General features: G+C 73.2%; 19 protein-coding genes. 7 read left to right on the forward strand and 12 right to left on the reverse strand.

Annotated features, from left to right (window positions below):
• Positions 1–18 precede the first annotated feature (18 nt).
• Positions 19–1,260, forward strand: coding sequence for a bifunctional pyridoxamine 5'-phosphate oxidase family protein/GNAT family N-acetyltransferase (locus tag ABZ780_RS10805; protein WP_357485617.1), 1,242 nt, complete (start codon positions 19–21; stop codon positions 1,258–1,260).
• Entirely contained in the window at positions 1,260–1,931 is a 672-nt protein-coding gene (gene leuE / locus ABZ780_RS10810; RefSeq protein WP_357012206.1) for a leucine efflux protein LeuE, read from the forward strand. Before ABZ780_RS10805 ends, leuE begins: the two co-directional genes overlap by 1 nt.
• Positions 1,932–1,948: 17 nt before the next feature.
• On the opposite strand, the gene ABZ780_RS10815 is transcribed toward leuE, so the two are convergent.
• The 10 genes from ABZ780_RS10815 to ABZ780_RS10860 form a co-directional block, all read right to left on the reverse strand.
• Positions 1,949–2,878: a sporulation protein gene (locus tag ABZ780_RS10815; RefSeq protein ID WP_357012204.1), complete on the reverse strand. Its 930-nt coding sequence runs from the start codon at positions 2,876–2,878 to the stop codon at positions 1,949–1,951.
• Positions 2,879–2,993: 115 nt separating this feature from the next.
• Entirely contained in the window at positions 2,994–4,058 is a 1,065-nt protein-coding gene (locus ABZ780_RS10820; protein ID WP_357485618.1) for a hemolysin family protein, read from the reverse strand.
• A complete protein-coding gene (locus ABZ780_RS10825; protein ID WP_357485620.1) occupies positions 4,055–5,410 on the reverse strand; it encodes a hemolysin family protein in 1,356 nt (451 codons plus the stop codon). The genes ABZ780_RS10820 and ABZ780_RS10825 overlap by 4 nt, the downstream gene beginning before the upstream one ends.
• Before the next feature lie 177 nt (positions 5,411–5,587).
• Complete coding sequence (gene mnhG, locus ABZ780_RS10830; RefSeq protein WP_357485878.1) at positions 5,588–5,941, reverse strand: monovalent cation/H(+) antiporter subunit G; 354 nt, start codon at positions 5,939–5,941, stop codon at positions 5,588–5,590.
• On the reverse strand, positions 5,941–6,204 hold the full coding sequence (locus ABZ780_RS10835) for a monovalent cation/H+ antiporter complex subunit F (protein ID WP_357012195.1): 264 nt from the start codon (positions 6,202–6,204) through the stop codon (positions 5,941–5,943). Before ABZ780_RS10835 ends, mnhG begins: the two co-directional genes overlap by 1 nt.
• Positions 6,201–6,815: a Na+/H+ antiporter subunit E gene (locus ABZ780_RS10840; RefSeq protein WP_357012192.1), complete on the reverse strand. Its 615-nt coding sequence runs from the start codon at positions 6,813–6,815 to the stop codon at positions 6,201–6,203. Before ABZ780_RS10840 ends, ABZ780_RS10835 begins: the two co-directional genes overlap by 4 nt.
• Positions 6,812–8,317, reverse strand: a complete 1,506-nt coding sequence (locus tag ABZ780_RS10845) for a Na+/H+ antiporter subunit D (RefSeq protein WP_357485622.1) — start codon at positions 8,315–8,317, stop codon at positions 6,812–6,814. The genes ABZ780_RS10840 and ABZ780_RS10845 overlap by 4 nt, the downstream gene beginning before the upstream one ends.
• A 22-nt stretch (positions 8,318–8,339) precedes the next feature.
• Complete coding sequence (locus ABZ780_RS10850) at positions 8,340–8,822, reverse strand: Na(+)/H(+) antiporter subunit C (protein WP_357012188.1); 483 nt, start codon at positions 8,820–8,822, stop codon at positions 8,340–8,342.
• A 43-nt stretch (positions 8,823–8,865) separates the two neighbouring features.
• Positions 8,866–11,706 carry a Na+/H+ antiporter subunit A gene (locus ABZ780_RS10855; protein WP_357485623.1) on the reverse strand — a complete coding sequence of 947 codons (2,841 nt, stop codon included), beginning with the start codon at positions 11,704–11,706 and terminating at the stop codon, positions 8,866–8,868.
• Positions 11,707–11,898: 192 nt separating this feature from the next.
• A complete protein-coding gene (locus ABZ780_RS10860; protein WP_357012184.1) occupies positions 11,899–12,285 on the reverse strand; it encodes a hypothetical protein in 387 nt (128 codons plus the stop codon).
• A 178-nt stretch (positions 12,286–12,463) separates the two neighbouring features.
• On the opposite strand from ABZ780_RS10860, the gene ABZ780_RS10865 reads away from it, so the two are divergent.
• On the forward strand, positions 12,464–17,146 hold the full coding sequence (locus tag ABZ780_RS10865) for a DEAD/DEAH box helicase (RefSeq protein WP_357485625.1): 4,683 nt from the start codon (positions 12,464–12,466) through the stop codon (positions 17,144–17,146).
• Between the two features lie 363 nt (positions 17,147–17,509).
• On the opposite strand, the gene ABZ780_RS10870 is transcribed toward ABZ780_RS10865, so the two are convergent.
• Positions 17,510–18,106, reverse strand: a complete 597-nt coding sequence (locus tag ABZ780_RS10870) for a hypothetical protein (RefSeq protein ID WP_357485626.1) — start codon at positions 18,104–18,106, stop codon at positions 17,510–17,512.
• 144 nt (positions 18,107–18,250) lie between these two features.
• On the opposite strand from ABZ780_RS10870, the gene ABZ780_RS10875 reads away from it, so the two are divergent.
• The gene (locus ABZ780_RS10875) at positions 18,251–19,051 is read left to right on the forward strand and encodes an SAM-dependent chlorinase/fluorinase (protein ID WP_357485627.1); all 801 of its coding nucleotides are present in this window, start codon (positions 18,251–18,253) and stop codon (positions 19,049–19,051) included.
• A 46-nt stretch (positions 19,052–19,097) separates the two neighbouring features.
• A complete protein-coding gene (locus ABZ780_RS10880) occupies positions 19,098–19,319 on the forward strand; it encodes a CPCC family cysteine-rich protein (protein ID WP_357485880.1) in 222 nt (73 codons plus the stop codon).
• A 25-nt stretch (positions 19,320–19,344) separates the two neighbouring features.
• On the opposite strand, the gene ABZ780_RS10885 is transcribed toward ABZ780_RS10880, so the two are convergent.
• The gene (locus tag ABZ780_RS10885) at positions 19,345–20,613 is read right to left on the reverse strand and encodes a hypothetical protein (RefSeq protein WP_357012172.1); all 1,269 of its coding nucleotides are present in this window, start codon (positions 20,611–20,613) and stop codon (positions 19,345–19,347) included.
• Between the two features lie 110 nt (positions 20,614–20,723).
• Between ABZ780_RS10885 and ABZ780_RS10890 the strand changes: the two genes are divergently transcribed.
• Both ABZ780_RS10890 and ABZ780_RS10895 read left to right on the forward strand, forming a co-directional pair.
• Entirely contained in the window at positions 20,724–21,533 is an 810-nt protein-coding gene (locus tag ABZ780_RS10890) for a DNA-formamidopyrimidine glycosylase family protein (RefSeq protein WP_357485628.1), read from the forward strand.
• Positions 21,534–21,698: 165 nt separating this feature from the next.
• Complete coding sequence (locus tag ABZ780_RS10895; RefSeq protein WP_357485630.1) at positions 21,699–25,382, forward strand: hypothetical protein; 3,684 nt, start codon at positions 21,699–21,701, stop codon at positions 25,380–25,382.
• The last annotated feature ends 18 nt before the right edge of the window (positions 25,383–25,400 follow it).

A 25,400-nucleotide genomic window follows, 5' to 3' on the forward strand; every position in this document is an offset into this window, starting at 1 on the left:
TAGAACAAAGGGGCGACCATGTACCCACCCACCGCCCGGACCACCCCCAACCGTTCCCGCGACCGGATGAGCTACGACCGGACCGCCGCGCACGCCGTGCTCGACGAGGCGTACCACTGCGCGCTCGGGTTCACCGTCGACGGCGAACCACGGGTGCTGCCCACCCTGCACGTCCGCATCGGCGACACGCTCTACCTGCACGGCTCGACCGGCAGCCGGCCACTGCTCACCGCCCGGGACGGCGGGCTGCCGGTCTGCGTCGCGGTGACCCTGCTCGACGGGCTGGTCTACGGCCGCTCCCAGTTCCACCACAGCGCCAACTACCGCTCGGTGGTGGCGCTCGGCACCGCCCGGCTGGTCACCGACGAGCAGGAGAAGAGCGCCATGCTCACCGCGCTGGTCGAGAAGGTCGGCACGGGCCGCAGCGGCGACAGCCGCCCGCCCACCCGCCGCGAGTTGGCCGAGACCGCCGTGCTGGCGTTGCCGCTGCGGGAGGTCTCCGTGCGGGCCCGCAGCGGTGGGGTCCGCGACGACGAGGCCGACCTGCACCTGCCGCACTGGGCCGGCGTGCTGCCGATGCGGCTGACCGCCGGGCTGCCCGAGCCGGACGCCGCGGTCACCGCGCCGCTGCCGGCGTACCTGCGGGAGGCCCGCACACCCTGGCACGACCCGGCGCCGATGCGCGGCGAGCACGTCCGACTGGAGCCGCTGGACCTGGCGCACGCCGGCGACCTGCACACCGCCACGGCCGACGACGAGGTCTGGCGACACCTCGGCGTCGCGCGGCCCACCGAGCCCGCCGGGACCGCCGCCGTGGTCGCCGCCGCCCTTGCCGCACAGCAGCGCGGCGAGCGGGTGGCCTGGGTGCAACGCTGCGCGGTGACCGGGGCGGTGGTCGGCACCACCTCGTACTACGAGATCGACCCGGAGCGGCGGTCGGTGGCCATCGGGTACACGTTCCTGGGCCGGCCGTGGTGGCGCACCGGGATCAACACCGAGGCGAAGCTGTTGCTGCTGGGCCGGGCCTTCGACGAGTTGGGGGCGGTGCGGGTGGCCTGGCACACCGACATCCGCAACGTCCGCTCGCAGGCCGCCATCGAACGGCTCGGCGCCACCCGCGAGGGGGTCCTGCGGATGCACCGGCAGCGCCCGGACGGCTCCTGGCGGGACACCGTGCAGTACGCGATGACCGTCGACGAGTGGCCGAACGCACAGGCCATGCTGCGGGAAAGACTTCGCCGGACGGCACCGGTGGCCTGATGATGACGGGCGTGCTGGGGATCACCGACATCTGGACGTACGTACTGGGCACCGTGGCCATCGTTCTGCTGCCCGGGCCGAACTCTCTCTTCGTGCTCTCCACCGCCGCCAAGCGGGGTGTCAGCACCGGTTACCGGGCGGCGGCGGGGGTGTTCGTCGGCGACACGGTGCTGATGTTCCTCTCTGCCGCCGGGGTGGCGTCGCTGCTCAAGGCGTACCCACCGGTGTTCCTGGTGATCAAGTACGCCGGTGCCGCGTACCTCGCCTATGTCGGGGTGAGCATGCTGCGCGGCGCCTGGCGGCGCTGGCGCGACCGCAACGACCCGACCACGCCGCGGCTCATCGACGCCGCCGAGCCGGCGGCGATGCGCAGCCCGTTCCGCAAGGCGCTGGTGATCAGCCTGCTGAACCCGAAGGCGATCCTGTTCTTCATCTCGTTCTTCATCCAGTTCGTCGACCCGAACTACGCCTGGCCGGCGCTGTCGTTCCTGCTGCTCGGGCTGATCGCCCAGGCGGCCAGCGTGCTCTACCTGACCGCGTTGATCTTCGCGGGCACCTTCCTGGCCACGCAGTTCCGCCAACGCCGTCGACTGGCCGCCGGCGGCACCACCGCCATCGCCGCGCTGTTCCTCGCCTTCAGCCTCAAACTGGCCACCGCCAGCGCCGGCTGACCCCACTCCCGTCCGCGTCAGGTGCCGTCGCCACCGCTGCCGCCACCACCGATGCCCGCGCCGCCCGCGGTGCCGCCGAGGCCGTAGCCGGGACGGACCGGCTCGTCCGGGTGGCGGCTGACATGCGGTGACCCGGTGATGCGCGCCGACCAGTCCGCGTGCGCCGCCGCGGCGGCGTGCCGGTTGATCGCCTGACGCAGCCAGCCGTCCACGGTTGCCACCCAGTCCCGCTGCTCGGCGTCGGCGTGCCAGATCCGGAACCGGCTGATGCTCTGGTGGGTGATGCCGGCCAACGCCAGCCGACGGTCCATCCAGAGGATCACCTCTAGGCCCGCCGAGTTGGTCACGAAGATCACCTCCAGCTCGGTGATCGGGCCGGCGTAGAGCGGACCCACCCAGAAACCCCAGCGCTGGTGCAGCGGCAGGGTGTGCTCCACCCCGGGCAGCCCACCCTCCTGCAACCCGGCCTGACGGATCGTGAAACCCAGCGTGTCCAGCGCCGCGAACACGTGCTGCTGCGTGGGGATCGGGTGCACGAACACCGGCACCATGGCGCCCTGATCCAGATCCGGGTCGACGGACACCTCCGTCCGCAACCCCATCCGCAGGCTCAGCAGCGGCACGCCGCCGAAGGTGGTCACCGGCGTCTCCCACGGCAACGGCAACGCGAAGTCCACCGCCCGCCGCCGACCAGCCGGTACGACGAACCGCCCGGCGATCGGCAGTTGGTGGAACTGCACCAGACGCCGGGCGGCCTCCGGATCGTTCGGCTCGACCGTGGTGACCAGGCCGAGCCGGATGTGCCGCACCAGCACGTCGTCCGGCCCGGCGGCGAGGGTCACCCGGCCCGGCAGGCGTAGGCCCGGACGGGTGCTCGGGTTGGGCAGCGTGGTCTGTACGGACAGCCCGGTCCCGCCGGACTCCCGAGACACCCCCGTCAGCCGCACCACGCCCCCACCAGGCCACGCCCTTGGAGCCTCGCGTCCGCGAGGTCACCTCAAGGTTCGCGGACCCGGCGGGTGGTCACCTCGACTTCGGCGAAGAGTGACCACCCCTCCGGTTTCACCGCATACGTCGCCCGCGTGGCACCGTGTCGGTTTCGTCGTCGAACTCGCCGATGACCTCCTCCAGCAGGTCCTCCAGGGCGACGAAGCCGACCGGACGGGACGGGCCACCACCGTTGCGCACCAACGCGAGCTGGGACTGCCTGGCCCGCATCGCGGCCACCGCCTCGGTGACCGAGGACGTCGAGGGCAGGGTGAACGCGGGCGTCATCAGCTCCTCGGCGGTGGCGACGCGGCCGTTGGTCACCACCCGCACCGCCTCCCGGACGTGCACCAGGCCGCAGACCTCGCCGTCGGCGTCCAGCACCGCCAGCCGGGACCGGCCGCTGTCCCGGCTGACCTGCTCGATCCGCTCGGCCGGGTCCTCCCGCCGGACGGTGACCATGGTGGCGAACGGCTCCATCACCTGCGCCACCGACGTGCCCTGCAACTCCAGCATGCTGGTGAGCAGCTCGTGCTGCTCGGCGCCGAGCAACCCGTGTTCGCGGGACTGCTCCAACAGCATCCGCAGCTCGTCCGGGCCGTGCACCTGGGCCAACTGATCCTGCTGTTCGACCCCGAACAGGCGCAGGATCGCGTTGGCCAGCGCGTTCAACGCCGACAGCACCGGCCGGGCCACCCGGGCGAACGCGCGGAACGGCAACGCGAGCAGCGTCGCCGACCGCTCCGCGTCGGTGATCGCCCACGACTTCGGCGCCATCTCCCCCACCACCAGGTGCAGGAAGGTGACCAAGCCGAGGGCGAGGACCAGGGCGATCACGTGGCTGGCGGCGTCCGGCAGGCCCACCGCGTGCAGCAGCGGGCTGACCAGATGCTCGATCGCCGGCTCGGCCAACGCGCCCAGCCCCAGGGTGCACAGCGTGATGCCCAACTGCGCTCCGGCCAGCATCAGCGACAACTCGCGGACACCGTCCAGGGCGGCTCGGGCCGCGCGGCCACCGCTCGCGGCCGCCTGCTCCAGGCGGTACCGCTTGCTGGCCACCAGTGCGAACTCGGCGGCCACGAAGAACCCGTTCAGCGCCAGCAGCACCACCGAGGTGAGCAGCGCGATTCCGGGGCTCATGCGGTCACCCCCGGCTTGGTCAGCTGCAACCGCACCGAGTCGGCCACGTGCCGGTCCACGGCCAGCACCTCGACCAGCGCCCGTGGCTCCGCGTCGTGGTCCTCACCGTCCGCGCCCTCGCGCACCAGGCTGATCTCCAGCCGGTCACCGACCTCCGGCACCCGGCCCAGCTCCCGCATGACCAGCCCGGAGAGGGTGTCGTACTCCGGGGCCTCGGGCAGCGCGATGCCGGTGCTGTCGGCGACCTCGTCGATCCGCCAGCGGGCCGGCACCACCCAGGACCCGTCGTCCTGCCGGGCCGGTGCCCGATCCGGCGGGTCGTCCTCGTCCCGGATCGGGCCGACCAACTCCTCGGCGATGTCCTCCAGCGTGATCACGCCGGCGAACCCGCCGTACTCGTCGACCACGCAGGCCATCTGCCGGTGCCCGGACCGCAGGCGGTCGAGCACCGTGGGCAGCGGCAACGTCTCCGGCACCAGCAGCGGCGGCCCCGCCACCGCGCTCACCGCGGTGGTGGCCCGCTCCCCCGGCGGTACGCCGAGCACGTCGGCGATGCCGACGATGCCGATCAGGTCGTCGACGCCCTCCGCGCCGCGCACCGGGAACCGGGAGTGGCCGGTGTCCAGCAACTCGACGACCCGGCTCACCGGGTCGTGCGCCCGTACGGTGTGCACGTCGACGCGCGGCACCATGGCCTCGCCGGCGGTCAGCTCACGGAAGTCGAGCCCTCGGTCGAGCAGCGTGGACATCTCTGCGTCCAGGCTGCCCTCCTGCCGGGACTCGGCGATGATCTGTTCCAGGTCCGCCGGGGTGGCGCCGCTGGGCAGCTCCTCGATCGGCTCGATGCCGATCCGGCGGAGCAGGCGGATCGAAGCCCGGTCGAAGAGCCGGATCAGCGGTCCGGCGACGGCCAGGTAGATGAGGGTGGAACGGCTCAGCGCCCGGGCCAGCGACACGGCCCGCGCGATGGCCAGGTTTTTCGGGGCCAACTCGCCGAGGACCATCTGCACGACGGTGGCGATGACCAGGGCAAGTGCCACCGACAGCGGCAGGCTCACCGACGTGCTGACGCCGGCCACGCCGAGCAGTTCGGCGAGGCCACCGCCGAGGTACGGCTCGGCGACGTAACCGACCAGCAGGGCGGTGACGGTGATGCCGAGCTGCGCGCCGGAGAGCATGAAGGAGAGACGGCTGGTGACGGTCAGAGCCCGGGCGGCGGCCTGGTCGCCGTCATCGGCGAGCTGGCGCAGCTTGCCCCGGTCCACGGCGACGTAACCGAACTCCTGGGCTACGAAGTAGCCGGTGGCAGCGGTGAGTACAACAATCAGAAGGAGACCAACGACGATCAACACGGGTCGCTCAGGGCTCCCGGGGTCGTCGGGGCGGGGATATGCCGGGCACGACCCGGCTGGCTACTGCTGCCCTCCTGGGCAGAAGAGTCGATCATGCTGCCATTTTATCGGCGTTGGCTGGGACTCCGCTGAGGGTGGGCCGAAGGCGCTGATCGTCCGGTTCACCGCGCCCGGCCGTCACCCCAACTGCCCGCCGCTCGGCCCGCGCTCGGCCAGCTCGTCAGCGTCGAGCAGGCTCCGGTCCAGACGCCCGGCCCGGTAGGCCGCCCGGCCGATCATCTGCGCCGCGACCGGCGCGGTGGCCAGCTGGAACACGCCTACCAGCAGGATCATCCCGATGTCGGACGGGGTCCGCAGCCGCAGCGCGATGCCGAGCAGCAGCAGGAGCACCCCCAGCACCTGGGGCTTCGTGGCGGCGTGCATCCGGGACAGGGTGTCCGGGAAGCGCAGCACACCGACCCCGGCGGCAAGTGCCAGCAGGGCGCCCGCCACCAGGCAGGCGGCGCCGACCCAGTCGGCGACCACGCCGATCACGCCTGCTCCCGAACGGCGAAGCGGACCAGCGACACCGAGCCGACGAAGCCGAGCAGGGAGAGCACCACCAGCACGGGCAGCGTGGTGGAGTGCCGGTTGACCGCCGCCTCCGCACCCACCGCGCCGATAATGGTGGCGAGCAGCATGTCGGCGGCGATCACCCGGTCCAGCAGCGACGGGCCCCGGTAGAGCCGGATCAGCGCGAGCAGCGCGGTCACCGACAGCAGGGCGGTGAGGACGGCGGCCAGGATCAGGATCACTGGTTGCTTCCCTTCTCGGCGGAATCGGGCTCGACGCAGCGCACCTCGGCCGCGCTGCCGACCGCGCGGACGATCCGCCGCTCGAGAGCGTAGGTGCGTTCCCGGGCGAGGGTCAGGTCCTCCGGGCCGCGGGTGTCCAGCACGTGCAGGTAGAGCGTCGCGGCGTCCCGGTCCACCTCGAGGATCAGCGTGCCGGGAACCAGCGAGACCGCCTCGGCGGTGAGGGCCATGTTGAGGTCGGTCGGCACCCGCAGCCGGACCCCGATGATCGCCCCGCGCGGCCGGTAGCCGGGCTGCACGGCGATCCGGGCGACGTGCAGGCTCGCGCTGACCAGCTCCACGACGAACCGGCCCACGAACACCAGCAGCGCCCCGAGCCGCAGCCGGCCGCCGAAGGTGACCGGTGGCAGCGGGAAGAACACCAGCACCGCGCCGCCCACCAGCACACCGCCGATCAGGTTGGCCCAGGTGATCTCGCCCCAGAGCAGATTCCAGACCACCACCAGCCAGCCGAGGGCCACCGCCTGGTCGCGCCAGCGGCCGAACCGCCCTCTGGGCGACGTGGGCGGCTCGGGGGCGGGCCCTGGCGTCGTCGCGCGCGGATCGGTCACGGCGCACCTCCCGGCAGCACGGCCCGCACGTACGGGGTACGCGAGAGCAGGTCGGTGGCCGCGTCGGCGGTGACGTCGAAGAGCGGACCGGCCAGCACGGTCAGCATCAGCCCGAACACGACCAGGCCGACGGTGGCGCCGACCATCAGTGTGGGCAGCCGGACGACCGGCTCGGTGGTGGCCAGTTGGGGTGCCCGCCAGAATGCGATGTTCCACACCCGGGAGGCGACGTAGAGGGTGAGCAGGCTGGTCAACGTGCCGGCCGCCACCAGCGCCCACGGCAGTGCCCCGCCGGCCGCCACCCCAGCCTCGAGCAGACCGAGCTTGCCGAGGAAGCCCGAGAATGGTGGCACCCCGGCGAGATTCATCGCCGGAACGAAGAACAGCACTCCGAGCAGGGGCGCCACCCGGGCCAACCCGCCGAGACGGCGCAGGTCGGTGCTGCCGGCCCGCTCCTCGACCAGCCCGGCGACCAGGAACAGCGTGGTCTGGATGGTGATGTGGTGCACCACGTAGAAGATCGCGCCGGAGAGCCCGGCGATCGTGCTCAACGCCACCCCGAAGATCATGTAGCCGATGTGGCTGACCAGGGTGAACGACAGGAGCCTCTTCATGTCGGACTGCGCCACCGCCCCGAGGATGCCGACCACCATGGTCAACCCCGCGACGACCATGAGCAGCTTGCTGGCCTGCCCGTCCGGGAAGAGCAACGTCTCGGTGCGGATGATCGCGTAGACACCCACCTTGGTGAGCAGTCCCGCGAACACCGCCGTCACCGGGGCCGGGGCGGTGGGATAGCTGTCCGGCAGCCAGGCCGACAACGGGAAGACCGCCGCCTTGATCGAGAACGCGAGCAGCAGCATCAGCTGCAGGGTCAGCCGGACGTTGTCGGGCAGATCGTCGAGCCGCTGCGCGAGCTGCGCCAGGTTGAGCGTGCCGGTGGCCGAGTACACCAGACCCACCGCGGTCAGGAAGATCATCGAGGAGAGGATGCTGACCACCACGTACGTCGACCCGGTGCGGATCCGGGCCTCGGTGCCCCCCAGCGTGATCAGCACGAAACTCGCCGCCAGCAGGATCTCGAAGCCGACGAACAGGTTGAACAGGTCACCGGCGAGGAACGCGTTCGTCACGCCCGCGGTGAGCACCAGGTACGTCGGGTGGAAGATCACCACCGGTGTGGTCTCGGCCGTCTCGCTGCGGCCCTGGCCGATCGAGTACAGCAGCACGCACAGGGTGACCGCCGAGGACACCACCACCATCAGCGCGGCGAGCTGATCGGCGACCAGCACGATGCCGACCGGCGCCGGCCACCCCCCGATCGCCAACACCACCGGCCCATACCGGTACGCCTGGACCAGCAGCACCACCGCGACGACGAACGTGCTCGCCAGACACAGCACGCTGACCGAACGCTGAATCCGGGGCCGGCTCGCCAGCAGCAGGGTCAGCGCCGCACCCAGCAACGGCACCACCACCGGCAGCGGCAACAGGCTGTTCATCGAGTCCCCCACCTTGCCCCGGTCATCCCGTCTCGCCCTCGTGCCGCAGCCGACGGCGCGCCGGCTCCGGATCGACCTGCTCCGGGTCCTCGTCCGGGCCCTCCCCGCCGTGGTCGACGGCACCCACCTCGTTGCGCTCGGCCTGGCGGATGATCTGCCGGTCCTCCAGGTCGTCGGGCACCTCGTCGTCCCCGGTGAGATACCAGCTGCGGTACGCCACGGCGAGCAGGAACGCCGACAACCCGAACGTGATCACGATGGCGGTCAACACCATGGCCTGCGACAGCGGATCACTCATCTCGTCCACCGGACCGGTGCCGACGACCGGCGCCCCACCGGGCCGGCCACCCAGCAGGATCAGCAGGTTGACCCCGTTACCGGCCAGGATCACGCCGAGCAGGATCCGGGTCAGGCTGCGCTCCAGCAACAGGACCACGCCGCAGCCGACCAGCACCGCGACGGCGAGCACCAACACCACCGTCGGCCCAGCGTTACCGGCCGTCATGCCGCACCGCGTTTCGCGACTGGCCGCACTCGCTGACTCACCCTCATGGCCGGTCTCCCTTGTCGACGGCCAGTCCGCCCGATCCGGTCCCGGTCGCCTCGATGTGCCGATCCACCTCGGCACCGAGGCTGCGCAGGATGTCCAGCACCAGCCCGATCACGATCAGGTACACACCGATGTCGAAGAACAGCGAGGTCACCAGGTGGATGTCGCCGATCAGTGGTAACGACCAGTCGATCTTCGCGCTCTCCAGCAGCGCACCACCGGCCAGCAACGACACCACGCCGCTGCCCACCACCACGGCCAACCCGGCGCCGAGGATCAGGCCCGCGCCCACCGGCGCCGCCTCGGTCAGCTCGTACCGGCCGCCGGCCAGGTAGCGGACCACCAGGGCGAGGCCGGCCACCAGACCACCGGCGAAGCCGCCGCCCGGCGCGTTGTGCCCCGAGAAGAGCAGGAACAGGGAGAACAACACCACCGTGTGGAAGATCAGCCGGGTGATCACCTCCAGCACGATCGAGCGCCGCTCCTCGTACAGGGTTGGCCCGCCGCGCAGCCACACCCGCCGGCCGTACCGTGCCGTCCGGGGAGCCCGGACCGGCTCCGGCCGACGCGGGCGCGGCCCGGTGCGGGACCGCTCGAAGATCAGGCTGGCCACCCCGGTCGCGGCCACCACCAGCACCGACACCTCGCCCATGGTGTCCCAGGCCCGGATGTCGACCAGGGTCACGTTGACCACGTTGCGGCCGTACCCCTCGCCCACCGCCAGGTCCGGGAAGGCAGCAGAGATGTCCGGTGCCCGGCGGGCGCCGGCCGCGACGAGGGCGAGCCCACCCGCCACCACGCCCACGGCCACGCCGATCACCCGGCGCGTCCACCGGCTGCGGCGCAGCGGGCGGGCCGAGAACCGTTGCGGCAGCCGGCGCAGCACCAGCACGAAGACCGCGATGGTCGCGGTCTCCACCAGGAACTGCGTGAGCGCGAGATCGGGCGCGCCGTGCAGGATGAAGAGCATCGCGGTGCCGTAGCCGGTCACCCCCACCAGCAGCATCGCGGTCAGCCGCCGGCGGGCACCGACCGCGAGCAGCGCGGCCACCGCGATCACCACCACGACCACCGGTTGCAGTGGGTTGTCCCAGAGTGGAATCCGGGTTCGCCACGGGCCGGCGGCGAGCATCGCGCCGCCGGGCAGCACCACCAGGGTGACCAGGATGATGCCCAGGTACTGCGGCAGCGAGCCCCGCTGGGTCGCCCCGGTCACGTCGGTGGCGAGCCGGTCGAACCGGCCCACGACCCACTCGTACCCCTGGTTGCCGCCCACCGGCGAGCGGAGGCGGGCCAGCACCGGCGCGAGCGGCCCGCGCAGGGCGAAGAGCAGACCGCCGCCGGCCAGCGCCAACACGGACAGGCCGAGCGCCGGGGTGATGCCGGGCCAGAGCGCCAGGTGCGCGTCGACCGCGCCGAACAGCTCGGCGTACGGGCTCAGCAGGCCGTCCAGCACGGCGGCGGCCGGGCCGGCGAGCAGCCCGATGCCGGCGAGCACGGCCGGCGGGACGAGCATCGACGCGGCGATCGGGGCCGGTGCGACCGGTTCCACGCCCGGCCGGTCGGCGAACGCGCCCCAGAGGAACCGGGCGCTGTACGCGACGGTGAACACCGTCCCGACGACCAGCCCGGCGAGGAGCAGTGGCTGGTCGGTGAAGGCCGCGAACACCGCCTCCTTGGCCACGAAACCGACCAGCGGTGGCACGCCTGCCATCGACGCCGCCGCCAGGATCGCGACCACGAACAGCGGCCGGGACCAGCGCCGCAGCCCGGACAGTTGACGCAGGTCGCGGGTGCCGGCGCCATGGTCGATGATGCCGACGACCAGGAACAGCGAGGCCTTGAACAGCGCGTGCGCCAGCAGCATCGCCGTGCCGGCCAGCGCGGCGGCCGGAGTACCCGCGCCGGTCACCGCGATCAGCAGACCGAGCTGACTGACCGTCCCGTACGCCAGCAACAGCTTCAGGTCGGTCTGCCGCAGGGCCGCCCAACCGCCGACGAGCATGGTGGCCACGCCGGCGACCTGCACCACGGGCCGCCACGGGTCGACCGTGGCGAGCACCGGCGCGAGCAGCCCGACCAGGTAGACGCCGGCCTTGACCATGGCGGCGGCGTGCAGGTACGCGCTGACCGGCGTGGGTGCCGCCATCGCTGCCGGCAGCCAGGAGCTGAACGGCAGCACCGCCGACTTGGACAGCGCGCCGGCCAGGATCAGCAGCACCGCCGCGATCAGGTACCCGCCGCTGGGCAGCGGCTGTGCGGCGATCTCGGACCAGCGGTAGCTGCCGGCATGCTCGCCCAGCATGATGAACCCGATCAGCATCGCCAGCCCGCCCAGCGTGGTCACGGTCAGCGCCTGCGCCGCCGCCCACCGGCTGGACCGCCGTTCGGTGCTGTGACCGATCATCAGGTACGAGAAGACCGTGGTCAGCTCCCAGCCGACGTAGAGCAACAGCAGGTCGTCGGAGAAGACCAGCAGGAGCATCGCGCCGGCGAAGGCGACCAGGACCCCGGCGAACTGCGCCAGCCCCGCCGAGCCGGCTTTGAAGTACCGGGCACAGTAGACCATCACCAGCGCGCCGACGCCGCCGATCAGCAGGGTCATCAGCCATGACAGGGTGGTGACCCGCAGCGCTATGTCGAGCTTCAGTTCCTTGATCCACGGGTACGTCTCGACCACCGCACCGCCGTCACCGACGGCGGGCGTGTGGGCGAGCGCCCAGCCGAACGCCGCGGCAGGTGCCAGCGCCAGCGCATAGAACGCCCGTGGACCCCACCAACGGACGAGTAGAGGCGCCGCAACGGCAGCCACGAGGTGGAGGATGAGTAGTAACAGCACTCGCGCTCCCGATCGTGGTGGCCGACGCCCGTACAGCTGTGGCGCCTAGCAGCGATCAGACGCCACTTCGCCAGCGCGCGAGCGCCATTGCCATTATTCGTCCCCTATCGGGCGGGCAAAGTGGCGGCTGCCGTCAGCCAGCGAGTGCGCGAAAACGCGTCGGTGGCCGACTGACCAACAGGCCGCCGGAGATCAGCTTATCAGGGCGTTACTGATGGGTTGCGCGTCGTCCATGTCGGCGTCGCCCGCGCGCAACTCGGCCAGCAGGTCGGCGCGGCCGAGTTGGCGAGCCACTTTGCTGACCACCCGCTCGGCGACGGTCAGGGACCGCATCGACAGCAGACGACCCCTGCTCTCCCGGCGCAACACGAAATAGTGGACGGCGACGCGCACCTGACCACGGTCGGCGGCGCTGGCCTGGGCGGTGGAGATGACCAACTCGCGCAGGCAGCGGGCGAGGCGCTCGGCGAGGGCCAACTCGGGCCCGTTCAGGCCGCCGCGCAGGGTGGCGAGGTGGCTGTCGACCTTGCGGATCAGCACATCGGTGCCGGGTTCGACGTGTCGCGGCTCCTTGGCCATCTCATCGCCTCCACCCCGGTTCGCGTTGCGGTGAAGTTACGTTATGTTGCACCTCACAAGCAAGCAGTTAAGTGAGACTTAACGTACTTAACCACGCATCCAGTGCTTTTTGCCGGAGGCGGGACCGTTCTGACCGGGGACGCTCGTGGTTGTCGTACCGGCGGGGCACGATGGTCCGGTGACCGGGGCAGATGTGGACACGGGCGGGGTGCTCGACGGGTTCGGCCCGGCCACCCGCGCCTGGTTCGACGCCGCCTTCGCCGCACCCACCGCCGCCCAGGCCGGCGCCTGGCGGTCGGTCGCCGCTGGGCGCAACGCCCTCGTCGTGGCGCCCACCGGCTCCGGCAAGACGCTCGCGGCCTTCCTCTGGTCACTGGACCGGCTGGCTCGCGAGCCCGCACCGGCCGAGACCCGGCAGCGGTGCCGTGTGCTCTACGTCAGCCCGCTCAAGGCTCTCGCCGTCGACGTCGAGCGCAACCTGCGCGCCCCGCTGGCCGGCATCCGGCAGGCGGCGACCCGCCTCGGCGTCGCCCCGCCCGACATCACCGTCGGCATGCGCACCGGCGACACCCCGGCCGACGAGCGACGCGCCTTCGCCCGCACCCCGCCCGACATCCTCATCACCACGCCCGAGTCGCTGTTCCTGCTGCTCACCTCCGCAGCTCGGGATTCGCTGCGCGGTGTCCAGACGGTGATCGTCGACGAGGTGCACGCGGTGGCCGGCAGCAAGCGCGGCGCGCACCTGGCCCTGTCGCTGGAACGCCTCGACGAGTTGCTGCCCTCCCCGGCACAACGGATCGGCCTCTCCGCCACCGTCCGGCCGATCGACGCCTGCGCCCGATTCCTCGGCGGCGCCCGGCCGGTCGACGTCGTGCAGCCGGCCACGCCGAAGACCATCGAGGTCAGCGTGCAGGTCCCGGTGGAGGACATGACCCGACTGGACGAGCAGGACCAGCCACCGGAGGACGACCTCGGTGTCCCCGGGCCGCGCCGCGCCTCGATCTGGCCGGCCGTGGAGGAGCGGGTCTTCACCCTCATCGGGCAACACCGCTCGACAATCGTCTTCACCAACTCCCGCCGCAGCGCCGAGCGCCTCTGCGCCCGGCTCAACGAGCTTGCCGCCGAGAGGCTGGCCGCCGAAGGGCTGGTCGCCGCGTCGGGCGACGGTGCTATCGGCGTACCGGAAGGGTTGCCGGCGAACGACGGCCCGGCTGCCAACGGCGGTCCGGCGTCGGGCGGGCAGCGGTGGGGTGACCCGGCCGGGCCGGTCCGCAACCGGCCGCCGGCCGCGGTGATGGCGCAGTCCGGCGCGGCCACCGGCGCGACGCCCGTGATCGCCCGCGCCCACCACGGCAGCGTCTCGCGCGAAGAGCGCAAACACATCGAGGAGGCGCTCAAATCTGGGCAGCTCCCGGCGGTGGTGGCCACCTCCAGTCTGGAGCTGGGCATCGACATGGGCGCGGTCGACCTGGTGGTGCAGATCGAGGCACCGCCCAGCGTGGCCGCCGGGCTGCAACGGGTCGGTCGGGCCGGGCACCAGGTGGGCGCGGTTTCGCGCGGGGTGGTCTTTCCCAAGCACCGCGGAGACCTGCTCTCCTGCGCGGTGGTCGCCGAGCGGATGACCAACGGCGCGATCGAGGAGCTGCACTACCCGCGCAATCCCCTCGACGTGCTGGCCCAGCAGATCGTCGCGATGGTGGCACTGGAGCCGTGGCCGCTCGGCGACCTGGCCGTGCTGGTCCGCCGCGCCGCGCCCTTCGCCGAGCTGCCCGACTCCGCGCTGCACGCCGTTCTGGACATGCTCTCCGGCCGCTACCCGTCCACCGCCTTCGCCGAGCTGCGCCCCCGGCTGGTCTGGGACCGGGCCACCGACCTGCTCACCGGCCGCCCCGGCGCACAACGGCTCGCGGTGACCAGCGGCGGCACCATCCCCGACCGGGGCCTGTTCGGGGTCTTCCTGGCCGGTGCCGAGCGGGCCGCCCGCGTCGGCGAGCTGGACGAGGAGATGGTCTACGAGTCCCGGGTCGGTGACGTCTTCCTGCTCGGCTCGTCCTCCTGGCGCATCGAGGACATCACCCCCGACCGGGTGCTGGTCTCGCCGGCTCCCGGCCAGGCCGCCCGGATGCCGTTCTGGAAGGGCGACCAGCTGGGCCGGCCGGTGGAGCTGGGCCGGGCCATCGGCGCCCGGGTCCGCACCCTGCTGCGGCAGAGCGACGAGGCGGCGCTGGCCGCACTGCGCGCCGGTGGGCTGGACGACTGGGCCGCCGCCAACCTGATGGCCTACCTGCGCGAGCAGCGGGAGGCCACCCGCTCGCTGCCCGACGACCGCACCATCGTGGTCGAGCGGTTCCGCGACGAGCTGGGCGACTGGCGCCTGGCCGTGCACAGCGTCCTCGGCGCGCGGGTCAACGGGCCGTGGGCCCTCGCCGTCGGCCGCCGGCTCGCCGAGCGGTACGGGGTGGACGCCCAGGTCATGCCCTCCGACGACGGCATCGTGGTGCGCCTGCCGGACACCGCCGACGAGCCACCCGGCGCCGATGTGGTGGTGTTCGAGCCCGACGAGATCGCCCAACTGGTGGAGGAGTCAGTGGGCACCTCGGCACTCTTCGCCGCCCGGTTCCGGGAGTGCGCCGCCCGGTCGCTGCTGCTGCCGCGCCGTGACCCGCGCCGCCGCCAACCGCTCTGGCAGCAGCGGCAACGTGCCGCACAGTTGCTCGACGTCGCCCGCGAGTACGCCGACTTCCCGGTCACTCTGGAGGCGGCCCGGGAGTGCCTCCAGGACGTCTTCGACCAGCCGGCGCTGGCCGGGTTGATGCGTGACCTGGCGGCCCGCAAGGTTCGGCTGGTCGAAGTGGAGACCAGCGCGCCGTCCCCGTTCGCCCGGTCGCTGCTCTTCGGCTACGTCGGGGCATTCCTGTACGAGGGTGACGCCCCGCTCGCCGAGCGGCGCGCCGCCGCGCTCGCGCTGGATTCCACACTGCTCGGCGAGCTGCTCGGCCGGGTCGACCTGCGCGAGCTGCTGGACCCGGCGGTGCTCGCCGAGACCGACCGGCAACTGCGCTGGCTGACCGAGCAACGCCGCCCCCGCGACGCGGAGGACGTGGTCGAGCTGCTGCGGGTGCTCGGCGACCTGAGCACTGCCGAGCTGGCCGAGCGGGGTGCACCGGAGGCCTGGCTGACCGACCTGGAGGCCACCCGCCGGGTGCTGCGGGTCCGGATCGCCGGCGAGCAGCGCTGGGTGGGCGTCGAGGACGCCGCCCGCCTGCGGGACGCGCTCGGCGTGGCGCTGCCGGTCGGAGTGGCCGAGGCGTACCTCGCACCGGTGGCCGACCCGCTCGGCGACCTGGTGGCCCGCTACGCCCGCACCCACGGCCCGTTCGCCGCCGCGAGCTGCGCGGCCCGCTTCGGGCTCGGGGTGTTCGTCGTCGAGCAGGTCCTGCGCCGGCTCGCCGCCACCGGGCGGGTCGTCTCCGGGGAGTTCACCCCGGATTCGGCCGGTGCCCAGTGGTGCGACGCCGAGGTGCTGCGGATGCTGCGCCGCCGCTCGCTCGCGGCGCTGCGCCGGGAGATCGAGCCGGTGCCGCCCCGGGCGCTGGCAACCTTCCTGCCCCGCTGGCAGCAGGTCGGCGCGTCGGCCCGAGGCGTGGAGGCGCTCGCCGCCACCGTGGAGCAGTTGCAGGGCGCGGCGGTGCCGGCCTCCGCGTTGGAGCGGCTCGTGCTGCCCGGCCGCGTCGCGGACTACTCCCCCGCCCAACTCGACGAGCTGTGCGCCAGCGGGGAGGTGCTCTGGGCGGGTTCGGGGGCCATCTCCGGCGGTGACGGCTGGGTCACCCTCGCGTACGCGGACGCCGCGCCGCTGCTCCTCGCGCCCCCCGATGACGCGCTGACCCGCACCCCGCTGCACGACGCGGTGCTCGATGCCCTCGGCGACGGGCAGGCGCTGTTCTTCCGGCCGCTGGCCGACCGGGTCGGCTCGACCGACGACGCCACGCTGACCGGGGTGATCTGGGACCTGGTCTGGGCCGGGCACCTCACCAACGACACCCTCGCCCCGCTACGGGCGGTGCTCGGGGCCGGTGGGGCGCACCGCTCGCGGCCGTCCGCGCCGCGCACCCGCTACCGGCGGCCGGGTCGGGTGGCGCTGCCCACCCGGGGCGGCCCGCCGACGGTCGCCGGTCGCTGGTCACGCCTACCGGAGCGAGATCTCGATCCGACCCGGCGTGCCGCCGCCCTCGCCGACGTGCTGCTGGAGCGGCATGGGGTGGTCACCCGTGGTGCGGTGATGGCCGAGCAGGTGGTCGGCGGGTTCTCGGCGGTCTACCCGGTGCTGTCGGCGCTGGAGGAGCGCGGCGCGGCCCGCCGCGGTTACTTCGTCGAGGGCCTCGGCGCGGCGCAGTTCGCGGTGCCCGGGGCGGTGGACCGCCTGCGCGCGTTGGCCGAGACCGCCGACGGCACCCGGGGTCGGGGCGGGCCGGCCATGGTGCTCGCCGCCACCGATCCCGCCAACCCGTACGGCGCGGCGTTGCCCTGGCCGGAGCGCGTGGTCGACTCGGGCGACGGGGCCGCCCCGGCGACCGGGCACCGGGCCGGCCGCAAGGCGGGCGCCCTGGTGGTGACAGTCGGCGGCGACCTGGCGCTGTACGTGGAACGCGGCGGCCGGACGCTGCTCTCCTTCACCGACGACACCGACACGCTCGCGGCGGCCGGCAAGGCGCTGGCCGAGGCCGTCCACTCCGGAGCGTTGGGCGCGATATCGGTGGAACGCGCCGACGGTGAGGCGGTGCACTCCTCACCGCTGCGTGACGCGCTGACCGCCGCCGGCTTCCGGGCCACCCCGCGCGGCCTACGCCTACGCGGCTGAACCCCACTCCCCAGCGCCCGCCCCCGACCAACGTGACGCCGACCCATGCCACGCCGACCGGGCCGGGCTAACTCACCCGACGCCAACCCCGCACGACCCACGCCACGCCGACCCAGGCGAGGGCCGACTCACACGACACGAACCGAGCAGCCTCACTCACGCGACGCCGGCCCGGCGGCCTCACTCAGTTGAGCGTGATGTCTGTGAGACATATTGATGCCTCACAGACATCACGCTCGAAATAGAGGCTTGCCTCGTCGCTGACGCCAGTACCCACCGCTCAACGCCGACAGCCCGGCGCCCCACAGCACGCTGCCCACAGCCCGGCGACCGGCGACCGGCGACCGGCGTTGAGGGTCTGGCTCAGCGGAGGCTGTTGAGGGCCTTCTCGTAGCGCGGGCGGTCGGCGGCCGGGGTCTTCGCCTCCAGGTAGTTGAGCACCACCGCGCCGCGCCGGTACGACTGGCCGCCCCAGGTTTCGGCGATGTCGCTGGCGCTGGTCTCGTCGGGGAACACGTAGACCGTGACGGCATCGGTGGCGACGATCTCTGAACAGCCCAGGCCGAGCCCGTCCGGTCCGCAGTCGACGGACCGGTCCTTCGGGCGCGGCACCTTCAGGCCGGCGGCCCGGAACGCGTCGACTACCTGCTGGGCTCCGGGCGCGCCGGCCGGGCGCTGGGGCAACACCACCGGCGGCTGGCTCGCCGGCCGCCGCTCGGTCGGCCCCTGCGGCGGAGCCGGCGGCGCAGCGGGCTGGCCCGGGGTGGCGGCACTGCCGGCGGGGCCGGACGGAACCGCCGATGGCAGTGGGGCGTCCGGCAGAGCGGTGGCCTCCTGGGTTGGGAGGGACGAGGCGGATGGGGCCGCGCTCGGCCGGTCGGCGTCGTCACTGCCGCAGCCGGCGGTGAGAGCGACGGCGACCAGGAGAACACCGACGGCGGGCAGGCTCCGATTTGTCACCAGGGCAGTCTGCCGGTCGGCGCCCGACGACGGGAGGGGCCGGTCGGCCACTGCGCTCTGTCCCATTTCCGCCAATCGTCGGTCGGCCGCGCAGCCCGGGTACACCACAGGGCTGGCACCGGCGCGGAGCGCTAACCTGCGGGGATGGCCGCCACGCCCTGGATCTCACTGACCACCGACTATGGCCTCACCGACGGCTTCGTGGCCGCCTGCCACGGGGTGATCGCCCGGATCGCGCCGGCCGCCCGGATCATCGACGTGACCCACCTGGTGCCGCCGGCCGACGTCCGGCGGGGCGCCGCCGTGCTGGCGCAGACGGTGCCGTACCTGCCGGTGGGCGTACACATGGCGGTGGTCGACCCCGGGGTGGGGACCACCCGGCGGGGTGTCGCGCTGGCCACGCCGGGCGGACTGCTTGTCGGCCCGGACAACGGTCTGCTGCCGGACGCCGCCGCCACGCTCGGCGGGGTGACCGCCGCGGTGGAGCTCACCGAGCCCCGCTGGTTGGCCACCCGGGTGTCCGGCACGTTCCACGGCCGGGACGTCTTCGCGCCGGTGGCGGCCCGGCTGTCGCTCGGCGCGCCGCTGGCCGAGGCGGGCCCGGCCGTCGACCCGGCCGGGCTGGTCCGGCTGCCGCCGCCGGTCGTGGTCCCCGACGCCGACGGGTTCACCGCCGAGGTACTGACCGTGGATCACTTCGGCAACGTCCAACTGGCCGCACCGGCCGAACGCCTCGACCCGCCTGCGGCCACGGTGCGGGTGGGGCCGCCGGGGCCGACGCCGGGTCGGACAGCGGTGCGCGGACGCACCTTCGGTGACGCACCCGACGGCGGCCTCGTGGTGTACGTCGACTCGGCCGAACGGGTGGCGATAGCGGTCAATGGTGGTCGTGCGGTGGACCTCCTCGGGGTAGGCCCGGGTGATCTTTTGCGGGTGGCCTGGTGACATTCAACTGTGGAATGCTGCCTCGGTGGGTGAACACGTAGTTCCCGTGGGCTGTCCCTGTTGCGCCTCTCGCACTGGCGGCGGGACCTGCCCGGTCTGCTTCTGGACAGACGACGGGCAGACCGACGCCGATGCCGACGCGGTGCGGGGTGGCGCCAACGGCGACCTGAGCCTGTCGTACGCCCGGCTCAACTACGCCGTCTACGGGGCCAGCCATCCGCGTTACCAGGACATGGTGCGCCCGGCCCGCCCCGACGAGCGCCCCTGACGGCGCCCGACGGGGCGAGACCGGATCAGCAGACCGGGACGGTGCCGCCGTACACGGCGGAGATGTACGCGTGGCTGACGTACTGCCCGGCGGCCAGGCGGTTCCACCGGGTGGTGGTGCGGTAGGGGCCGGTCACCGACTGACCGGTGACGTAGCACTGGATCGGCACGTTGGCGAACCGGGCCGCGAGCCCACGGACCGCGTACGACGTGCTGGCCCCGCTGCGGATGTTGAGTGGCCCGTCGCCGACGACACCGCGCGACCCGCCGCCGGTCCACAGGTAGGCGACGTCCACCCAGGCGTTGGTGGTGAGCTTCAGGCCGTCCCAGAAGGTGCCGTCGGCCAGATCGATGCCGGCCGGGTTGAGCACGGTCCGCCCGAACTGGTCCCGCCCGCCGTTGTAACCCGACTGGTAGGCGGCCTGCGCCTCGGGCCGGCCCTGTGGCAGGTTCTTCCAGTTCTCCCGTACGGCCGCGGGGTTCCAGTAGTCGTCGCGGGTGTTCCACGGCCCGACGTCCCAGACCGGGGCGTACTCGCAGCGGGACCCCGTGGTGGTGCAGACCCGCACGGTGTAGTCGCCGGTGTTGAGCGGGGAGAGGCCACGGCGTGACGGCAGGGCCACGAAGTGGTCGCGCGGCTGCACGGTGCGGCCGTTGGCGGTCACCTCGCCGACCAGCCCGATCCGGGTGGCGTACACCCGGTAGGTGCGGCCGGGCGTGGCGGCGGAGACGGCGGCGGTCGCGTCGGCGGTGAGTTGGACGCCGCGTACCGTCGCGGTGGCGCCGCCGTTGGGCGCGGTCAGCACCACCCGGGTCTGCACCTGGCTGACCGGCCGGTCGAAGACCGCGCCGGCGGTCGCGGCCCGCCATTCGGTCCAGCCGCTGACCCGCCAGCCCCGGACCTGCACCTCCACTGTCGCACCGGCGGGAACGTCCGCGGTGAGCTCGGCGCGGACCCGGGTGGCCGGGCGGGCGAGGGTACGCGGGGCGGTCAGCAGCATGCCCTCGGCGACCGCGCTGTGCGGGCTACGCGGGCTGCGCCCGGTGGATCGTGCCTCGCGCAGCCGCAGACCGGCGGGGGTACGCCGGACGTTGACGTCGTCGCGGTCGACGACCGAGAGGTCGGTGCTCCACCGTTCGCCACCCGGCGCGACAGCGGTGTGGGTGACCAGGCCGCCGACGCTCGGGGTGGCGGACGAGAATCCGCTGGTGATGGGCACGAGAGCGGCCGTGAGTGCGAGGGCGAGGGCGGCGGTGAGGGTGGTGGAGCGGATACGACAATGAGGTCGTCTCATGGGCATTCTCCTCAGATCCCCCCTGACCCTGCCATGTCTGGAGATCATGAGGAACCGAGGTACAAATAGCGATACATGCGAATCTTGCTCGACCGAGGGAGGATGGCAGGGTGCCCGAGGGTGACACCGTCTGGAACACCGCGCGCGTGCTGCACCGCGCGCTGGCCGGCGCGCGGCTCACCGGCAGTGACTTCCGGGTGCCGCAGCTGGCCACCACCGACCTCACCGGCTGGACGGTGCGCGAGTCGACCAGCCGGGGCAAGCACCTGCTGCTCCGGCTCACCGCCCCGGACGACGCGCACTGGACGCTGCACTCGCACCTGCGGATGGACGGCGTGTGGCGGGCGTACGCGCCGGGGGAACGGTGGAGTGGCCGCCCGGCGCACCTGATCCGGGTGGTGCTGCGCAGCCCCGGCGCGGTCGCGGTCGGCTACCACCTGCACGAGCTGGCGCTGGTGCCGACCGCCGAGGAGGACCGTCTGGTCGGCCACCTCGGCCCCGACCTGCTCGGCCCGGACTGGGACGCGGCCGAGGCGGTCCGCCGGCTCACCGCCCACCCGGAGCAGACCATCGGCGAGGCGCTGCTCGACCAGCGGAACCTGGCCGGGGTGGGCAACCTCTACAAGTGCGAGGTGCTCTTCCTGCGGGGCGTGTCGCCGTGGACACCGGTCGGCGCGGTGCCCGACCTGCCCGGCATGGCGGCACTCGCACAGCGGCTGCTGGCCGCCAACCGGGGCCGCTGGACCCAGAGCACCACCGGCTCGCTGCACCGGGGGCAGACCAGCTACGTGTACGGTCGCCGCGCCCAGCCCTGCCGCCGCTGCGGCACCGCCATCCGCAAGCAGGAGCTGGGCGAGCGGGTGACCTACTGGTGCCCGGTCTGCCAGCCGGAGCACCCGAGCGACCTGCCGCCCGGCTGACCGGGGCCTCGTCGATCGAGCTCATCCCAGATACGGACGATTGGGTAATTCCTATCTGGCGTCGGACGTCGCATGCTGCGGTTGAGTGCTCACCGATCGTCAGCAGAGTGCCGAGGTTCGCCACGTCGGGGTGGCGACTCTCGTGCCCCGACCCCGGGGAGAGCCATGGCGATGTTTCGCAGACTCCGCTCCACGTTCTTCGACCGGCCCGCCCAGGGCAGCGACGAGGCCAACGGGCGGGCGGCGCCCGTGCCGGCCGCTCGTACCCCCGAGGAGGCGACCCCGGCGCCGAGCCTGGACCCCGCCGTCGCGCCCCGGTGCTTCGGCCCGGTGCCGAACTTCGCGTACAGCCCTCGCCCGGCGCGTGACCCGCACGGTCAACTGGTGCCGGGCACCGGTCTGCGGAAGTTCGTCGACGCGCTGCCGACCCCGGGCGAGCTGGGTCGCACCGACCTTGGCAGCTACCTGCCGGTGGCGGTGCCCGACACGATCAGCTATCCGGGCTGCGACTACTACGAGATCGGCCTACAGGAGTACGCCCAACGGCTGCACCGGGACCTGCCGGCCACCCGGCTGCGCGGCTACCGGCAGCTCAACCTGGGCACCGACGTGTCGGGCCACAACACGGTGGCGCCCCCGGAGCGACCCTGGCACCTCGGCCCGATGATCCGCGCCCGGCGGGGCCGGCCGGTGCGGGTGAAGTTCATCAACCAGCTTCCCACCGGCCGGGCCGGCGAGTTGTTCCTGCCGGTCGACGAGACCGTCGAGGGCGCCGGCATCGGCCCGCTGGACGGCCCCGCTCCGTACCCGCAGAACCGGGCGGTGCTGCACCTGGCCGGGGCGCAGACCGGCTGGACCAGCGCCGGCAACCCCGAGCAGTGGATCACTCCCGCCGGGGAGATCACCCCGTACCCGACCGGGGTCAATCTGGCGCACGTGCCGGACATGCCGCCACCCGGTGCCGGCGCCACGACGCTCTACTACCCGAACGAGCAGAGCGGCCGGCTGCTGTGGTTGCACGACAACACCCTCGGCCTGGCCCGGCTCACCGTCTACGGCGGGCAACTCGCCCTCTACCTGCTCACCGACCCGGCCGAGGACCAACTCGTCGCCGACCGGGTGCTGCCGGCCGAGCAACTGCCCCTGGTGATCGAGGACAAGACGTTCGTGCCGGACGACACCCAACTGGCCGCCGAGGACCCGACCTGGGACCGGGAACGCTGGGGAGCCCGGGGCAGCCTCTGGCACCCCCACGTCTACCAGCCTCGGCAGAACCCGTACCGATCCGGCGGGCGGAACCCCACCGGCCGGTGGGACTACGGCCCCTGGTCGCGCAACCCGGCCCCGGACGGCAGCCGGGCCGACGCCCGTTCCACCGTGGACGGCTGGTCGGCAGCCGACCACATCACCGGCGGGCCGCCGCTGGTCGGGCCGGGCCCGGTGCCGAACCCGCACCACGACCCGGTGGGCGCACCGGCCGAGCCGCCGCTGCGCCCCGGAGTGCCGCACCCGTCCGCGGTGCCCGAGGCGTACGGCGACACGCCCCTGGTCAACGGCGTCGCCTACCCGTACCTGGAGGTGCGGCCCCGCGCGTACCGGTTCCGGATCCTCAACGCCTGCCTGGACCGCGGCCTCAACCTCCAGCTCTACCGAGCGTGCTCCGACGCGCCGATGTGGACCGACGACGGGAGTCTGGCCGACGCGGACGCGGGTGAGGTGCCGATGGTGCCCGCCGTGCGGGCGGCGGACCAGCCGGCCGGGTGGCCGACCGACGCACGGGACGGCGGTGTGCCGGACCCGCGCGCCGCCGGGCCGGCGTTCATCCAGATCGGCAACGAGGCCGGGCTGCTGCCCGCACCGGTGGTGCTGCCCAGCCGGCCGATCAGTTACCGCTACGACCGGCTCGACCCGACCGTGCTCAACGTCGACGGGCACACGCTGCTGCTCGCCCCCGGTGAGCGCGCCGACGTGCTTGTCGACTTCTCCGCCGTGCCACCGGGCAGCACGCTGATCCTCTACAACGACGCCCCGGCGCCGCTGCCCGGCTTCGACCCGCGCTACGACCAGCACACCGACGCGCCGGACCGGACCGCCGAGGGCGGCCCGCCGCCCACCGAGCCCGGGTACGGCCCGAACACCCGGACCCTGCTCCAGTTCCGGGTGACCGGAGCGCCGGCACCGCCGTACGACCTGGACCGGCTGCGGGAGCGCCTGCCGGTGGCGTACGCGGCCAGCCAGCGCCCGCCGATCGTGCCGCAGCCGGCGTACGACCCAGCGTTCGGCACCCGGACGGCCGCCGAGACGACCGTGCCGGTGCACGCCGCCACGGTGACGTTCACTCCCGCCGGCGGCGCCGTCCCGGTGACCCTGCCGATCGAGGTCAAGGCCGCGCAGCACGTCTTCGAGCCGGGGCACGGCCGGCTGGCCGGACGGCTCGGCGTCGGCCACCCGCTGGCCGGGCCGCTCACCTCGGCGACCCTGCCGCTCGGCGCCACCGACCCGGTCACCGAGGTGCTGTTCGCCGCCGACCCGGCCGTACCGGTGGGAGCGCCGACCGACGGGACGCAGATCTGGCGGATCAGCGGGAACGTCCGGCAGACCGAGCCGCTGCGCTTCGGCGGCTGCGACGTGCAGGTGGTCAACCGGGTCGGCTGGGATGGCACACTGCGGCCACCGCACGGCGCGGAGCTGGGCTGGAAGGAGATCGTCCGGGTCAACCCCCGGGAGGACGTGGTGGTGGCGCTGCGCCCGGTCGCTCCGGTGCTGCCGTTCAAGCTGGGCGACAGCGTTCGGCTACTCGACCCGGGCCGCCCGCCCGGGGCGCGGACCGGGTCGACTCCGGTCAGCCCGGCCGACGGGCGACCCGCCGTGGTGGTCAACCAACTGGTCAACCTGGGTTGGGAGTACCGCTGGCACAGTCAGCTCGCCGGTCACCGTGACCTCGGCATGAACCGGCCGCTGGTGCTGCGGGTGACGCCGAGGGCGCCGACCGGGCTGACCGCCACACCGGTGCCCGGCTCGGCCACCGCGTTGCCGGCCATCGCGCTGACCTGGACCGGCAACGGTGGACGCCCGTCCGCGACCAGCCACCTGCTGCAACGGGCCACCGACGTGACCTTCGCCGGCGCGGTCACCACGATCACCGTCGCGGCCGCCGCCACCCGGTACACCGACGCGACGGTCACTCCGGGGGTGACCTACCACTACCGGATCCGGGCGGAGAACGAGGTCAGCTACTCGTCCTGGTCGAACAGCGTGCCCGCCTCGGTGCAGCTGGCCGCCCCGGCTGGCCTGATCGCGGCGATCCCGCCGGCCGCTCCGCTGCGGGTGGCGCTGCGCTGGACGAACCGGTCGTTCGCCACCGGCATCGACGTGCAGCGCGCCACCAACCCGACCTTCACCAGCGGGCCAGGCACCACGGCGATCAGGGTCGGCGACAACCACCTGGACGCCACGATCGCGCCCGACACCACGTACTACTACCGGGTCCGGACCACGTACCTGGGCGCCGCCTCGGCCTGGTCGACGGTGGCGACGGTGAGCACCCCGCCCGCGCCGGCCACCCCGGCCGGGGTGAGCGCCACCGCCAGCGCGCCGGGGCCGGACACCGCCACGGTCGTCCTGGGCTGGACGGCGAACACACCCGCCGGCCCGGGGGCCGGGTTCATCGTCCAGCGGGCGTTGGACCCGGCGTTCGGCAGGGAGGTCGCCACCTTCACGGTGACCGGTCGCGGCTTCACCAACACCGGGCTGGCCCGGGGCGTGACCTACCACTACCGGGTGCGGTCGTTCAACGTCGTGGGCAGCTCGGCGTACACCGGCCCGATCCCGGTCACCACCCCACCGTGACCGGGCGGGCGGGGCTCA

Source organism: Micromonospora sp. NPDC047467 (genome assembly GCF_040643095.1).
GTDB lineage: Bacteria > Actinomycetota > Actinomycetes > Mycobacteriales > Micromonosporaceae > Micromonospora.

What these genes read in the sequence shown, in the direction of transcription:
- ABZ780_RS10875 (WP_357485627.1), top strand. Translation starts at nt 18,251, where the DNA reads ATGGCCGCCACGCCCTGGATCTCACTGACCACCGACTATGGCCTCACC.
- ABZ780_RS10805 (WP_357485617.1), top strand. Translation starts at nt 19, where the DNA reads ATGTACCCACCCACCGCCCGGACCACCCCCAACCGTTCCCGCGACCGG.
- leuE (WP_357012206.1), top strand. Translation starts at nt 1,260, where the DNA reads ATGATGACGGGCGTGCTGGGGATCACCGACATCTGGACGTACGTACTG.
- ABZ780_RS10845 (WP_357485622.1), bottom strand. Translation starts at nt 8,317, where the DNA reads ATGAACAGCCTGTTGCCGCTGCCGGTGGTGGTGCCGTTGCTGGGTGCG.
- ABZ780_RS10895 (WP_357485630.1), top strand. Translation starts at nt 21,699, where the DNA reads ATGGCGATGTTTCGCAGACTCCGCTCCACGTTCTTCGACCGGCCCGCC.
- ABZ780_RS10860 (WP_357012184.1), bottom strand. Translation starts at nt 12,285, where the DNA reads ATGGCCAAGGAGCCGCGACACGTCGAACCCGGCACCGATGTGCTGATC.
- ABZ780_RS10885 (WP_357012172.1), bottom strand. Translation starts at nt 20,613, where the DNA reads ATGAGACGACCTCATTGTCGTATCCGCTCCACCACCCTCACCGCCGCC.
- ABZ780_RS10820 (WP_357485618.1), bottom strand. Translation starts at nt 4,058, where the DNA reads ATGAGCCCCGGAATCGCGCTGCTCACCTCGGTGGTGCTGCTGGCGCTG.
- ABZ780_RS10850 (WP_357012188.1), bottom strand. Translation starts at nt 8,822, where the DNA reads ATGACGGCCGGTAACGCTGGGCCGACGGTGGTGTTGGTGCTCGCCGTC.